The 12,789-nt window shown below is 67.2% G+C and carries 13 protein-coding genes and 2 tRNA genes; 5 read left to right on the top strand and 10 right to left on the bottom strand.

Annotation, left to right across the window (positions count from 1 at the left end):
- Nucleotides 1-14 precede the first annotated feature (14 nt).
- Genes OXU50_01480 through OXU50_01495 form a run of 4 tightly spaced genes read left to right on the top strand, consistent with a single transcriptional unit; the run spans nt 15 to nt 3,626 of the window.
- Nucleotides 15-1,739, top strand: coding sequence for a proline--tRNA ligase (locus OXU50_01480; GenBank protein ID MDD9868560.1), 1,725 nt, complete (start codon nt 15-17; stop codon nt 1,737-1,739).
- Complete coding sequence (locus OXU50_01485; protein ID MDD9868561.1) at nt 1,736-2,107, top strand: DUF4156 domain-containing protein; 372 nt, start codon at nt 1,736-1,738, stop codon at nt 2,105-2,107. The genes OXU50_01480 and OXU50_01485 overlap by 4 nt, the downstream gene beginning before the upstream one ends.
- Nucleotides 2,104-2,934: an SDR family NAD(P)-dependent oxidoreductase gene (locus OXU50_01490; GenBank protein ID MDD9868562.1), complete on the top strand. Its 831-nt coding sequence runs from the start codon at nt 2,104-2,106 to the stop codon at nt 2,932-2,934. Before OXU50_01485 ends, OXU50_01490 begins: the two co-directional genes overlap by 4 nt.
- Nucleotides 2,931-3,626, top strand: coding sequence for a transglycosylase SLT domain-containing protein (locus OXU50_01495; protein MDD9868563.1), 696 nt, complete (start codon nt 2,931-2,933; stop codon nt 3,624-3,626). Before OXU50_01490 ends, OXU50_01495 begins: the two co-directional genes overlap by 4 nt.
- Before the next feature lie 60 nt (nt 3,627-3,686).
- Here OXU50_01495 and OXU50_01500 read toward each other — a convergent pair.
- The 5 genes from OXU50_01500 to OXU50_01520 all read right to left on the bottom strand — a co-directional run bounded on the left by OXU50_01500 (nt 3,687) and on the right by OXU50_01520 (nt 6,565).
- Nucleotides 3,687-3,763 (bottom strand) — tRNA-Met (locus OXU50_01500).
- A gap of 41 nt (nt 3,764-3,804) precedes the next feature.
- Entirely contained in the window at nt 3,805-4,893 is a 1,089-nt protein-coding gene (gene ychF, locus OXU50_01505; protein MDD9868564.1) for a redox-regulated ATPase YchF, read from the bottom strand.
- A gap of 21 nt (nt 4,894-4,914) precedes the next feature.
- Complete coding sequence (pth, locus tag OXU50_01510; protein ID MDD9868565.1) at nt 4,915-5,496, bottom strand: aminoacyl-tRNA hydrolase; 582 nt, start codon at nt 5,494-5,496, stop codon at nt 4,915-4,917.
- 129 nt (nt 5,497-5,625) lie between these two features.
- Complete coding sequence (locus OXU50_01515; GenBank protein MDD9868566.1) at nt 5,626-6,306, bottom strand: 50S ribosomal protein L25/general stress protein Ctc; 681 nt, start codon at nt 6,304-6,306, stop codon at nt 5,626-5,628.
- 103 nt (nt 6,307-6,409) lie between these two features.
- On the bottom strand, nt 6,410-6,565 hold the full coding sequence (locus OXU50_01520; protein ID MDD9868567.1) for a hypothetical protein: 156 nt from the start codon (nt 6,563-6,565) through the stop codon (nt 6,410-6,412).
- Nucleotides 6,566-7,280: 715 nt separating this feature from the next.
- On the opposite strand from OXU50_01520, the gene OXU50_01525 reads away from it, so the two are divergent.
- The gene (locus OXU50_01525) at nt 7,281-7,961 is read left to right on the top strand and encodes a hypothetical protein (protein MDD9868568.1); all 681 of its coding nucleotides are present in this window, start codon (nt 7,281-7,283) and stop codon (nt 7,959-7,961) included.
- Between the two features lie 118 nt (nt 7,962-8,079).
- On the opposite strand, the gene OXU50_01530 is transcribed toward OXU50_01525, so the two are convergent.
- From OXU50_01530 to OXU50_01550, 5 genes are all read right to left on the bottom strand, one after another.
- Entirely contained in the window at nt 8,080-9,039 is a 960-nt protein-coding gene (locus tag OXU50_01530; protein MDD9868569.1) for a ribose-phosphate pyrophosphokinase, read from the bottom strand.
- 34 nt (nt 9,040-9,073) lie between these two features.
- Nucleotides 9,074-9,148, bottom strand: a tRNA-Gln gene (locus tag OXU50_01535).
- Between the two features lie 11 nt (nt 9,149-9,159).
- The gene (gene ispE / locus OXU50_01540) at nt 9,160-10,218 is read right to left on the bottom strand and encodes a 4-(cytidine 5'-diphospho)-2-C-methyl-D-erythritol kinase (GenBank protein MDD9868570.1); all 1,059 of its coding nucleotides are present in this window, start codon (nt 10,216-10,218) and stop codon (nt 9,160-9,162) included.
- Nucleotides 10,219-10,285: 67 nt separating this feature from the next.
- Nucleotides 10,286-10,972: a lipoprotein insertase outer membrane protein LolB gene (gene lolB, locus OXU50_01545; GenBank protein ID MDD9868571.1), complete on the bottom strand. Its 687-nt coding sequence runs from the start codon at nt 10,970-10,972 to the stop codon at nt 10,286-10,288.
- A 45-nt stretch (nt 10,973-11,017) separates the two neighbouring features.
- Nucleotides 11,018-12,748, bottom strand: coding sequence for a tetratricopeptide repeat protein (locus tag OXU50_01550; protein MDD9868572.1), 1,731 nt, complete (start codon nt 12,746-12,748; stop codon nt 11,018-11,020).
- Between the last annotated feature and the right edge of the window lie 41 nt (nt 12,749-12,789).

Below are 12,789 nucleotides of genomic sequence, written 5' to 3' on the forward strand. Positions count from 1 at the left end.
CTGCGGGCCGAAGAATGCGCGTTTCACGCTTTCCGCTACATACTCTGAAGGAAGAACCCGCCGGCGCGGAGATTGCCAGCCACCGGCTGATGCTGCGCGCCGGCCTGATTCAGAAACTCTCGTCGGGGCTTTACCTGTGGCTTCCGGCGGGGCTGCGCGTGCTGCGCAAGGTCGCCGCCGTGGTGCGCGAGGAGATGGACGCCGCCGGCGCCTGCGAGTTGCTGATGCCGGCGGTGCAGCCCGCCGAACTGTGGCGCCAGTCGGGGCGCTGGGACGAATACGGCGCCGAACTGCTGCGGCTGCAAGACCGCCACGGGCGCGACTTCGTGTTCGGCCCGACGCACGAGGAAGTCATCAGCCATTTCGCCGCCGGCGCGTTGTCGAGTTACCGCCAACTGCCGGTCAACTACTACCAGATACAGACCAAGTTCCGCGACGAGATACGCCCGCGTTTCGGCGTCATGCGCGCGCGCGAATTCCTGATGAAAGACGCCTACTCTTTCCACGCCGACGAAGCCTCGCTCGACGAGACCTACCAAACGATGTTCGCCGCCTACCGCCGGATTTTCGGGCGCCTGCAACTGAAATACCGCGCGGTGCTGGCCGACACCGGCGCCATCGGCGGCAGCGCCTCGCACGAATTCCACATCCTCGCCGACTCGGGCGAAGACCGCATCGCGTTCTCCGACGAGGGCGACTACGCCGCCAGCGTTGAATTCGCGCCGACCGCGCCCGCCGCCGCCCGCGCCGCACCCGGCGCCGCGATGGAGAAGATTAACACGCCGGGCGCCGCCACCATCGAATCCCTCGCCGCGCTGCTCAACCTGCCGCCGGCGCGCTGCCTGAAGGCGCTGTTTGTCAACGGCGCCGACGGCGGCCTCGTCGCCGTGTTTTTGCGCGGCGACCACGAACTCAACGCCGTCAAGACCGCGAAACACCCGGCTGTCGCAAGCCCGCTGCAATTCGCCGACGCGCGGGCCGTCACCGACGTCGTCGGCTGCCCGCCCGGTTCGCTCGGCCCGCTCGGCCTCAACATGCCGGTGCTCGCCGACCACGCCGCCGCCGCGATGAGCGACTTCCCGACCGGCGCCAACGAGGAAGGCCGCCACTTCATCCACGCCAACTGGGGCCGCGATTTTCCGGAACCGGAAACCGGCGACTTCCGCAACATCAGGGAAGGCGACCCCGCCCCCGACGGCCATGGCCGCATCCGCATCCGCCGCGGCATCGAGGCCGGCCACATCTTCAAACTCGGCGCCAAATACAGCGAGGCGATGAATGTGACGGTGCTCGGCGAAGACGGGCGGCCCATCACCGTGATGATGGGCTGCTACGGCATCGGCATCTCGCGCATCGTCGCCGCCGCCATCGAGCAGAACCACGACGACAACGGCATCATCTGGCCGGCGCCGATGGCGCCCTTCCATCTGTCGCTGACGCCGGTCGGCTACCACCTGAAACCGCGGGTGAAAACCGAAACCGACCGCCTCTACCATCAGTTGCTCGACGCCGGCGTTGAAACGCTGCTTGATGACCGCGACGCGCGCCCCGGCATCCTGTTCGCCGACAGCGACCTGACGGGCCTGCCGCTGCGCCTCGTCGTCAGCGAGAAAAACCTTGACCAGGGCCGGGTTGAACTGAAAGACCGGCGCAGCGGCGAAACCCGGATGATGGCGCTTGAAGGCTGCGCCGCCGCCGTTGCCGCACTGTGCGCCGACTTGCTACAATCGCCGTCATGAACGCCCTCAACGCAATCCGCGTCGCCGCCCGCCTGCCGCTGCCGCCGCTGGCGCTGGCGCTGGCGGCGTCGCTGCTGGCCGCCGCGTGCGCGTCGCGGCTGACGACCGACGGCGAAATGGTGCGGGTCGCAGGCCCCGAAGACATCAAGCAGTGCCGGCACATCGGCAACACCCGAATCTCGCTCGACGCCGCGCGCGAGAAACTCTTCAGCAACCGCATCATCGCCGAGTCGCTTGAAAACGAGGCGCGCAACTTCGCGCGGCGCATCGGCGGCGACACCGTGCTGCCGGTTTCCGAAGCCGCCGAAGCCGCCCAGGTGTTCGGCGTCTATGACTGCCGCGCACCGGCGCAGCGCAAACGCCGATGAACGCGCCGCGCTCCATCCTGATCACCGGCTGCTCCTCCGGCATCGGCCTGTGCGCCGCGCACGCGCTGAAACGCCGCGGCCACCGCGTGTTCGCGACCGCGCGCGCCGACGCCGATGTCGAGAAACTGCGCGACAACGGCCTGGACGCCGCGCAACTCGATGTCAACGACACCGCCGGCATCAACCGCTGCATTGAGCAACTGCTGGAAAAAACCGGCGGCTCGCTCGATGCGCTGTTCAACAACGCCGGCTACGGGCAATACGGCGCGCTGGAAGACCTGCCGCGCGACAGTTTGCGCCGGCAATTTGAGACCAATCTGTTCGGCCTGCACGAACTGACGGCGCGCGTGATTCCGGTGATGCGCCGCCGGCGCCACGGGCGCATCATCCAGAACAGTTCGCTGCTGGGCTACCTCGCGCTGCCGCTGTGCGGCGCCTACACTGCGTCCAAGCACGCGCTGGAAGGCTGGAGCGACACGCTGCGGCTGGAACTGGCCGGCAGCGGCATCCATGTGTCGCTGATTGAGCCGGGGCCGATTGAAAGCGCCTTCGCCGAAAGCAGCCGGCGCCACACCGAAGACGCCGTCGGCGAAGACCGCGCCGACGAGCCGCGCTATCGCCGGCTGCGCGAACGCATGAACGAGAGCCGCGGACGCCTCGCCAGACGCCCGCCCGAAACCGTCGTCCGCTGCCTGATCCACGCGCTGGAAAGCCGCCGCCCGAAAGCCCGCTACCAGGTCGGCGCGCCGGCGGCGGCGCTGTGGTATGCAAAACGCTGGGTGCCGACGCGGCTGCTCGACCGGATGCTGCTGGGGGCCGGCGGATGAACGCGCGCCCGCGCGGAAAGCGCCAACTTCATTTCGCCGCCGCCGGACAGGCTGCCGGGGGCCGGCGGACAAACCTGCGCCTGCGCGTCATCGCGTGCGCGTGCGCGTGCGCGCTGCTGGCCGGCTGCGCCGAGCCGAGGCCGCGCAGCGTCGCCAACGCCTGCGAGATTTTCTCGCAGAAAATCCACTGGTACGAAGCCGCCCGCGATTCGCAGCAGCGCTGGAATATCCCGATGGCGCTGCTGCTCGCCTTCGTCCACCAGGAATCGTCGTTCCACGCGACCGCAAGGCCGCCGCGCCGCCGCCTGCTCGGTATCATTCCGTGGGTCAGGCCGTCGTCGGCCTACGGCTACGCGCAGGCGGTGGACCACACCTGGAAGGAATACAAGAAAGAAACGGGCCGCACGCTGGCGCGGCGCAGCAACTTCAACGACGCGATGGACTTCATCGGCTGGTACAACAACAAAAGCGTGCGCGAACTCGGCCTGCGCCGCAACGACGCCCGCCGCCTCTACCTCGCCTACCACGAGGGCCGCAACGGCTACCGCCGCCAGTCGTACAACGCGAAGCCGTGGCTGCTGAAAGTCGCGCAAAAGGTGCAGCGCCGCAAAAATGCCTACGACAAACAACTGAAAACCTGCGACCTGAAACCGAGGCCGTGGTACCGGAAGATGTTTGATTGGCGTCTGTAAAGACGCCTGGCGTGGACAAGGCGTTTGATTGGCGTCTGTAAAGACGCCCGCAAAGAAAAATGGTGGCTATGGCGGGACTTGAACCTGCGACCCCGGCATTATGAATGCCGTGCTCTAACCAACTGAGCTACATAGCCGCCGACAACCCCGCATTATAGTCCATCCGGCGCGGCGCGCGTCAGACAGTGAAGCGAAAATGGGCGACATCGCCCTCCTGCATCACATAATCCCTGCCCTCAAGACGCCATTTGCCGGCGTCCTTCGCCTGCTGTTCGCCGCCGCAGGCGATGTAGTCGGCATAGGCGATGATTTCGGCACGCACAAAGCCTTTCTCAAAGTCGCCGTGGATGCGCCCGGCGGCGCGCGGCGCGGTCGCGCCGGCGGCGACGGTCCAGGCGCGCGCCTCCTTCGGCCCGGCGGTGAAGAAGGTCAGCAGGTCCAGCAGGCGGTAACCGGCGTGCGCGATGCGGTCAAGGCCGGCCTCGCGCAGCCCCGCCGCCTCCAGAAACTCGCCGCGCTCCGCCGCCTCAAGGCCGGCCAGTTCGGCCTCAAAACGCGCGCAAACCTCCACCGCCGCCAGGCCGCTGCGCGCCGCGTAACCGGCGACGGCGCGGCGGTGCGCGCCGCCGTCGTCGTCCTCGCCGGTGTTGGCAATCAGCAGCATCGGCTTCGCCGTCAGCAGGCTTAATTCGCGCGCGCAGACGCGCTCGTCATCGCGCAAATCCAGGTCGCGCACGCTGCCGCCGGCGGCCAGTTGTTCGTTCAGGCGTTGCAGCGCCGCCGCGCGCGCCAGCGCCTCCTTGTCGCCGGACTTGGCGCTTTTGGCGGCGCGCGCGGCGGCGCGCTCGACGCTCTCAAGGTCGGCCAGCAGCAGTTCGGTGTGGATTGTCTCAATGTCCGACAGCGGGTTGACGCGCCCCGCCACATGCGCGACGCCACCGTCGTCAAAGCAGCGCACGACCTGGGCGATGGCGTCGGTCTCGCGGATGTGCGACAGAAAGCGGTTGCCGAGGCCCTCGCCGCGCGACGCGCCCGCGACCAGGCCGGCGATGTCCACAAATTCAAGCGTCGTCGGCACGACGCGCGCCGACTGCGCCAGGCCGGCCAACCGGCCAAGGCGCTCGTCCGGCACCGCGACGACGCCGGTGTTCGGGTCAATCGTGCAAAACGGGTAATTCTCGGCGGCGACGCCGGCGCTGGTCATCGCGTTGAACAGCGTGGATTTGCCGACATTCGGCAGGCCGACGATGCCGCACTTGAAGCCCATGACGCGCCCCGCTCCGCGCGATCAGTCCGCGTGCAGCGTGTTCATCGCGCCGTCAAAGCCGCCGGCGACCAGTTGTTCAACGGCGTCGCAGGCGCGCTCGATGCCGGCATGTATCGCAGCGGCGGCGTCCTTGTCCGGGTCGCTCAGCACATGGCGCACAACGCGGTCGCGGTGTCCGGGGTGGCCGACGCCGATGCGCAGCCGCCAGAAACCGACGCCGACATGGCGGATGATGTCAACAAGGCCGTTGTGCCCGCCGGCGCCGCCGCCGTGTTTCAGGCGGATTTTGGCGACCTCAAAGTCAATCTCGTCGTGCGCGACCAGTATCGCGCCGGTGTCAATCTTGTGAAAACCGGCGAACGCCCGCAATGCGCGCCCGCTGTCGTTGATGAAGGTCGAGGGAATGAACAGCCACAGCGGTCTTGACGCCATCTCAATACGGCAACTGGAGCCGTGCAGTTTGCCGCGCCCGGCGAACACCGCGCCATGGCGCCGCGCCAGCGCCTCGACAAACCACCTGCCGGCGTTGTGACGGTTGCCGGCATACTCATCACCGGGATTGCCGAGACCGACGACCAGACGAATGCCCGCGGTTTCAGTCATCGAAGCGGCACGACAACGGGAGGGGCGGGAAATGGCAGGAGGCAAGCCCGCAAGGGCAACAGCACGAGGCAAGCCGCGCAAGGCAACAGCACAAAGCAAGCCGTGCGCGCTACCGCGCACGGCGGAGCATCAATCCTCCTTCTTCTCCTGTTCGCCTTCCGCCGGCGTCTCTTCGCCGGCCTCCGCCTCGGCGGCCTCGGCGGCTTCTTGCTCTTCCTCCAGCGCGGCGACGCGCGGCTTGATAACCGACACAATCGCATGGTCAATCTCCTCGCCGTGCGACAGCGCCATCAGCATCACATTATCGGGCAGCGTGATGTCGGACAGGTGCAGCGACTGCCCGAGTTCCAGTTGCGCGATGTCAACGCCGATGTATTCGGGCAGGTCCTGCGGCAGGCAAGACACCTCGGCCTCGGTCTGCAAGTGGCTGACAATGCCGCCCTGCTGCTTGACGCCGACGCAGGTGTCCTCGTTGATGAAGTGCAGCGGCACATTCATCGTGATGCGCTTGTCGGTCGAGACGCGCATGAAGTCAATGTGCAGTATCCGCGGCCTGCTCGGGTGCCTCTGCAAATCGCGCAGAATCACCTTCTCCTTCTTGCGCCCGATCTTCAGCGTCAGGATGTGCGAATAAAACGCCTCGTGCCCAAGGTGGCGTATCAGTTCGTTGTGTTTCAGCGCGATCGGCACCGCGCCGTGTTCGCCGCCGTAGAGTATCGCCGGCACCAGGCCCTCGCCGCGCAGCCGCCGGCTGAAACGGCTGCCGCCGCCGTCGCGCGGCTGCGCGCTGATCTCAAAGTCTTTTTGCATGGTTTGTCTCCTTCAATTAATCATGCCGAATGCCTGCGCCGCGGCGCGCGCATTTCAGGACAGGCGGCGGCGGTCGCTGAAGCCGTGCGGCGGTGCGCCCGAATCAGCGGCGGCGGGCCGGCGGGAGTGTTGAGGGCGTGCGCCGCCTGCGAATCTGAACCAGCGACAGCGCCAGTATCAGCGCCAGCGCCGCCAGTGCGGCAGGGCCGAGGGCGCCGCCGCCGCCTCCGCCAGCGGCGGCGGCGGCGAATCTTGCCAATGGCCGGGAATGTTTGTTGGCGACAGGGTTTGTTCCGCGCCTGAAAGCGGCGGCGGCGGCGAATCCTGCCGGGCAATCATTTTTCATTTTCATGCTCTGTTTGTTATTGTGAATCCCGCGTTCCCGACGCAGCCCTCGCGGTCTTGCTTGCAGGCGCTCCGTGCACCGTGCAGCGAGACCGTCGCGGGTGCGGGCGATTATAGCACCACGCCCCCCGCACCACAAAACCACCGCCCGACGGGCGATTTCCGGCCTCATGGGGCGGCGCGGGCGCGGAAAATGGCGGCACGGCGCGGCTTTGCAGGGGCGCTTTTGCCCTGCACGGGCCGCCTGCACCACGTACGCCGTTCGTCGGAAGGGATTCTCCGCCACTTCATACACTTGACCTGTTTTTCCCCGACGATGGCGGTTTTTGGCCATGCCGGGGCGCCGCGATGTGCTTACAATAAGCCTGATGAATAACGGAACACGGACAGATTGTTTGCATGTGGCGACAGCACGCAACGGCGTCCGGACGAGCGTTGTTGTCTGCGGCGGCATCCGGGCCGTGCCTGTGCGGGCGTTCGCGCCACTGCCTTTGCGGGCGCCGTTATTCCCGGCCAACGGTCATTCGTCGGCCAAATGCTACCGCTTGTCGGCTGGCGTGCGCCAAGCCTTGCAAAATCCTTCAGATTGGGTTCTCGCTAAACCTTGAACCTTAATCGGAGGCAATCAGATGATGGCACCACAAAAAAAGAAACCGCTGCCCGGCCAGCACCGCAAAGTCGAGCCACTCACCCGGAAGATAGAGGCCGTCGCGCCGCCGCGCCCGCAACTGGAGGTTCTGCAGGAACGCATGAACCAGACGGCAACTGCCGTGCAGGTGGACAAACTGCACGGCGAAGCCATGGGGCGGATGGATGCAACCAGGGCAGAGATGCACGAACTGCACGGCGAAGCCATGGGGCGGATGGATATTCTGCAAGAGCGCATGGGCCACATGGCAACCAGGGAAGAGATGCACGAACTGCACGGCGAAGCCATGGGGCGGATAGATGCAACCAGGGCAGAGATGCACAAACTGCACGGCGAAACCATGGGGCGAATAGATATTCTGCAAGAGCGCATGGGCCACATGGCAACCAGGGAAGAGATGCACGAACTGCACGGCGAAGCCATGGGGCGGATAGAGATTCTGCAAGAGCGCACGAAGTCCATGGCAACCACGGCGGATATGAACAAACTGCACGGTGAAGCGATGGAGCGAATCGGCAAGGTGGAAACCTGCATAGGCGAAATAAAGGGCGATTTAAAGTTCATCAAATGGATTGGAGGCACGCTTGGAATCGCCATCGTTGCCGGACTCATCACCATGATTGCCGGACTCGCCAAAATCATTTTCTTCCCGGTTGTGTGATTTTGGGCGCTGCCGGGCACACTGATTGAAAGGGCCGCCTTCGGGCGGCCTTTTTTTGGCGTTGCGGTTTTTTTGCGCCGCGGTTCCGCGCGCGGGCCGGTTGCGGGGAGCCGCCCCGTCAATCCATGAAAAGGCTGCTGATGGACTGTTCGCGGTTGACGCGCTGCATGGCCTGCGCCAGCATCGGCGCGATGCTGATCTGGCGGATGCGCGGGCACGCCGCCGCCTCCGGCGACAGCGGTATCGTGTCGGTGACGATCAGTTCGTCGAGCGCCGAGGCGGCAATCCGCCCGACCGCGCCGCCCGACAGCACCGGGTGCGTCGCATAGGCCAGCACCTTGCCGGCGCCCTGCCCTTTCAGCGCCGTCGCCGCCTCGCACAGGGTGCCGGCGGTGTCCACGATGTCGTCAATGATGACGCACGCCTTGCCGCCGACATCGCCGATGATGTTCATGACCTCGCTTTCGTTCGGCTGCGGGCGGCGCTTGTCTATGATGGCGAGGTCGGCGTCGTCGAGGCGCTTGGCGAGCGCCCGCGCCCTGACAACGCCGCCGACATCGGGCGACACGACGATGGTGTTGCGGCAGTCGCCGGCGCGGATGTCGTCGAGCAGCACCGGCGAGGCGTAGAGGTTGTCCACCGGCAGGTCAAAGAACCCCTGCACCTGGTCGGAGTGCAGGTCCACAATCAGCACGCGGTTGGCCTGCACGCTGCTGACGATGTTGGCGACGACCTTGGCCGAAATCGGCACCCGCGCATAGTGCGCGCGCCGGTCCTGGCGGCCATAGCCGAAGTAGGGAATCACCGCGGTAATGCGCCCCGCCGACGCGCGGTGCAGCGCATCAATCATAATCAGCAGTTCCATCAGGTTGTCGCTGCCGGGCGCGCAGGTCGGCTGCACGATGAACACATCGCGGCCACGGACATTCTCGTGTATCTCGACGCGCACCTCGCCGTCGCTGAAACGGCCGACGGTGGCCTTGCCGAGTTCCAGGCCGATGTGCGCGGCGACTTTCGCGGCCAGCGCCCGGTTGGCGCTGCCGGTGAACACCGACATCGTCGCTTCGTGGGAATTCATCGCTGCAACTGTCGCGGGCCGTTTTTCGGGAAACTGGCTGGGCCGGCAGGATTCGAACCTGCGAATGCCGGGATCAAAACCCGGTGCCTTACCACTTGGCGACGGCCCAACCCACCGGAATTATAACGCCTCGCCGCCCTTTTCATGCAAACGGGCGGGCGCGGGCTTGTCGGCGTCTTCGTGCAAGCCGGCGGGCGCGGCCTCGTCGGCGGCCTCGTGCAAGCCGGCGGGCGCGGCCTCGTCGGCGGCTTCGTGCAGACCGTCGGGCACGGCCTTGTCGGCGTCTTCGTGCAGACCGGCGGGCGCGGCCTCGTCGGCGGCCTCGCGCAGACACCGGTGCAGCGGCGATTCGGCGACGCCGCGCGCGACAAAACCGCCGAGGCCGGCGGGGTTGCCGCGAACCGCCTCTTCGGCGCCGCGCTTGCCGTCAAACGCGGCGAAGAAGGCCGAGCCGGAGCCGGTCAGGCGCGGCGCGCCGACGCCGCGCCCGTCAAGCCACGCAAGGCCCTGCGCGATTTCGGGGCGGCGGCGCGCGGCGATTTCCTGAAAGGCGTTGACCGTCCCGCCGTTGCGGTAATCGCGCATCGTAACCCGCGGAAAGTCGCGGCGCAGGTCGGGCGCCTGAAACATCTCGCGGGTCGAGAGCGGCGCGGCGGGCGCCAGCACCGCATACCACCGCCGCGGCAGGTGCACCGGGCGCAGATGGTTGCCGGCGCCTTCCGCCCACGCGCTGCGCCCGTTGACGAAAACCGGCACATCGGCGCCGAGGCGCGCGGCGAGGCGCAGCAGGTCAACGAGCGCGAGGCGGCAGCCCCACAGGCGGTTCAGCGCCAGCAGCACCGTCGCCGCGTCCGAACTGCCGCCGCCGAGACCGGCGCCGACCGGAATGCGCTTGGCGATGGTGATGTTGGCGCCGCCCGGCGCTTCGGTTTCGGCCTTCAGCAACAGCGCCGCCTTCAGCGCGAGGTTGTCGTCGCACGCAATCTCCGGCGCGTCGGCGCACGCCACGCGCACATCGCCGCGCCGGTGGGCGACGATGGAGATTTCATCGCCGTAGTCGAGCAGTTGAAACAGCGTTTGCAGGTTGTGGCGCCCGTTGTCGCGGCGCCCGGTGATGTGCAGAAAGAGATTCAGTTTGGCGGGCGCCGGCCACCGGGTTTCGCCCGGCGTCGCCGTCACCGCGCCCTGTCCCGCACAACGCCGCTCCGCATTCCCGGCGTGTGTCCCGGCCGCCAGGCCATCGCCGTCACTGCGGCTTGTCCCGCACGACGCCGCTCCACGACGCAATCGAGATGGAGATGGTGGTGTCGGCGGCGGCGCCGTTGCCGTCTTGCAGCCGCGACAGGCCGATTTTCTCGGGCAGGTCGTGCAGCACATTCCAGCCGGTGTAGCGCACACGCCAGCCGTCCTGGCTGAACGACAGCGTGCGTCCGCTGTCCACATGCGCCTCGCCGGGGCGCGCGCCGTACGCGGGCGCGCCCGCCATCCAGTAGCGCAGGTTGCCGACCGGCACATCGGTGTACAACAGACTGCTGATCAATTCCTCCGGCGTCGCGGCTTCGGTGCGCCGCCCCGACGCGCCGGTCGCCGCCGCGACGCCGCCGAATTCGCCGTTGATGACCATCAGCGTGCCGCCGAGCAGACTGGACAGGCGGATGTCAAAATGCCGTCCGTTCTGCTGCCAGTCAAACTGCCCGCGCCAGCCGGAACCGCTGCGGCGCACCGCGATGCGCCCGCGCGCGCGCCACGACCGCAGGTTGTCGGCCTGCACGCGCTGCGCCAGCAGGTATTCAATGGACGCCTCGGTGGAGTCTTCCACCACCGGCAACTGACGGGCGCAGCCCGCGCACGCCAGCACGGATGCAAGGGCGCACGCCAGCGCGCCCGGTGAAAAAAGCCGCCGTTGCGGTGTTTGTGAGTGTGGTTGGTTCATGTCATCGGGGATTATAGGGGAAACCGGCGCGCGCGGCATGGCCATTCACTGCACAACTTCCTTCTTCAACTCGCGCAGGCGGCCCAGATATTCATCATCCGGAAACTCGCGCAGCGCCTCGTCCAGCACGCGCAGCGCGCGCTCGCGTTCTTCGCCCAGCCACAACACCTCGACCAGATGCCCCATCACTTCCGGGTGGTGTTCGCGCTGCGCCGCTCTTTGCAGGAAATCCCTCGCGGCGGCGAGGTTGTTCAGCCGGAACTCGACCCAGCCCATGCTGTCGAGCACGATGCCGCTGTCCGGTTTCAGCCGGTGCGCGCGGCGGATGTATTCGCGCGCCTCGTGCAGGCGGATGTTGCGGTCGGCCAGCACATAGCCGAGCGCGTTCAGCGCGCGCCAGTTCACCGGGTCTCGTTCAATGATGTTTCTCAGGTCGCCCTCAAAGACATTGAAGCGGTCCATGGACAGCGCCAGCATCGCCCGCGAGTACAGCAAATCCGGCGAATCGGGGTGCGCGGCGAGCGCCTGCGTATAGACCTCAAGCGCGTCGGCCTTGCGCTGCGCCCTGTCCAGCGTCTCGGCCTCGGCGATGGCCAGCGCAATCAGCGCGTGCGGATGGGCGGCGCGCTCCTTCGCGGCGGCGAGTTGCGCCAGCGCGGTGTCGGTGCGCCCGCGCCGCTGCCAGATGCGCGCCTCGCCGATGCGCGCCTCGTGGTGCAGAATGCCGGCGGTGACGGCGCCGTAGTATTCCAGCGCCTTGTCGAAGTTCTCCTCGGCCTCGGCGACGCGCCCCAGGTAATACGCCGAACGCGAACGCTCGGCCTCCAGTTCACCGAGGCGGCGGAACAGCCCGCGCGCGTCCTCGTGCCTGCCGTGCTGCAAATCAAGCACGCCGAGCGCGCGGATGACATCGGGGTCGTCCGGCGCCAGCCGCCGCGCCTTCTTGTACAAATCGTAGGCGACGCGGGTTTGTTCCTCCTTCCAGTGCGCCGCCGCCGCCTTCAGCAGCAGCGGGCGGTCGCCGGGGTGCAGTTGCGCGGCGCGGCGCAGCAGCGCCAGCGCCTCGGCCATGCGCCCGAGCGCGAACAGCGCGTCGGCCTTCAGGCGCCAGGCGCGCGTCATCGCCGGCTCCAGTTCCAGCGCGCGCTCCGCCGACGCGATGCTGTCTTCGTTGCGCCCGTGATGGTAGGCGACCAGCGCGTGCAGCAGGTGCACCGGGGCGTTGCGCGGAAACCGCTGGCGCAGTTCGTCGGCGTGGCGCAGGCTCGACTCGACGGCGACGCGCCCCAGCAGCGGAATCGAATAGCCCGGCGCCAGCAGTTGCTGGTCGCGGCGAACGCTGAACTCAAGGTGCGGCAGCGCGTCGCGGTAGCGCCCCAGTTTCAGGTAGATGAGAAACAGCGCCTGGTTCAGTTGCAGGTTGTCCGGCTCGGCGCGGCGCCAGCGTTCGGCGAGCGCGGCGGCCTTGTCGTAGTGGTTGTGCTGCACCGCGATTGCGATGGCGGCGCGGAACAGGCGCGGGTCGCCGCTCAGTTTCAGCGCCTCGCCGTAGTGTTTCAGCGCCTCCTCGATGCGGTTGTTGCGAAGAAGAATGTCGCCGGCCAGGAACTGATAGACGCCGGCGGACAGTTCGCGCGTGTCGCGGTCGGGGCGAATGTCGAGCGCCGGGTACTGCGACAGCGAGCAGCCGGCGGCGAACAGGCACAGCGCGGCGGCGCCCGCGCCGCGCGCCGGCGCCGGTGTCTGCGTTGATGCCTGTTTCAGTAAGCGTTTCATTGAAAAGCGCGCCGTGCGGCCATTATGCGGCTATTATTACA

This window comes from Gammaproteobacteria bacterium, from assembly GCA_028817225.1.
Lineage (GTDB): Bacteria > Pseudomonadota > Gammaproteobacteria > Poriferisulfidales > Oxydemutatoraceae > Oxydemutator.

What these genes read in the sequence shown, in the direction of transcription:
- OXU50_01480 (MDD9868560.1), top strand. Translation starts at nt 15, where the DNA reads ATGCGCGTTTCACGCTTTCCGCTACATACTCTGAAGGAAGAACCCGCC.
- lolB (MDD9868571.1), bottom strand. Translation starts at nt 10,972, where the DNA reads ATGAACCAACCACACTCACAAACACCGCAACGGCGGCTTTTTTCACCG.
- OXU50_01550 (MDD9868572.1), bottom strand. Translation starts at nt 12,748, where the DNA reads ATGAAACGCTTACTGAAACAGGCATCAACGCAGACACCGGCGCCGGCG.
- OXU50_01495 (MDD9868563.1), top strand. Translation starts at nt 2,931, where the DNA reads ATGAACGCGCGCCCGCGCGGAAAGCGCCAACTTCATTTCGCCGCCGCC.
- OXU50_01530 (MDD9868569.1), bottom strand. Translation starts at nt 9,039, where the DNA reads ATGAATTCCCACGAAGCGACGATGTCGGTGTTCACCGGCAGCGCCAAC.
- OXU50_01525 (MDD9868568.1), top strand. Translation starts at nt 7,281, where the DNA reads ATGATGGCACCACAAAAAAAGAAACCGCTGCCCGGCCAGCACCGCAAA.
- OXU50_01515 (MDD9868566.1), bottom strand. Translation starts at nt 6,306, where the DNA reads ATGCAAAAAGACTTTGAGATCAGCGCGCAGCCGCGCGACGGCGGCGGC.
- ychF (MDD9868564.1), bottom strand. Translation starts at nt 4,893, where the DNA reads ATGGGCTTCAAGTGCGGCATCGTCGGCCTGCCGAATGTCGGCAAATCC.
- OXU50_01485 (MDD9868561.1), top strand. Translation starts at nt 1,736, where the DNA reads ATGAACGCCCTCAACGCAATCCGCGTCGCCGCCCGCCTGCCGCTGCCG.
- OXU50_01490 (MDD9868562.1), top strand. Translation starts at nt 2,104, where the DNA reads ATGAACGCGCCGCGCTCCATCCTGATCACCGGCTGCTCCTCCGGCATC.
- pth (MDD9868565.1), bottom strand. Translation starts at nt 5,496, where the DNA reads ATGACTGAAACCGCGGGCATTCGTCTGGTCGTCGGTCTCGGCAATCCC.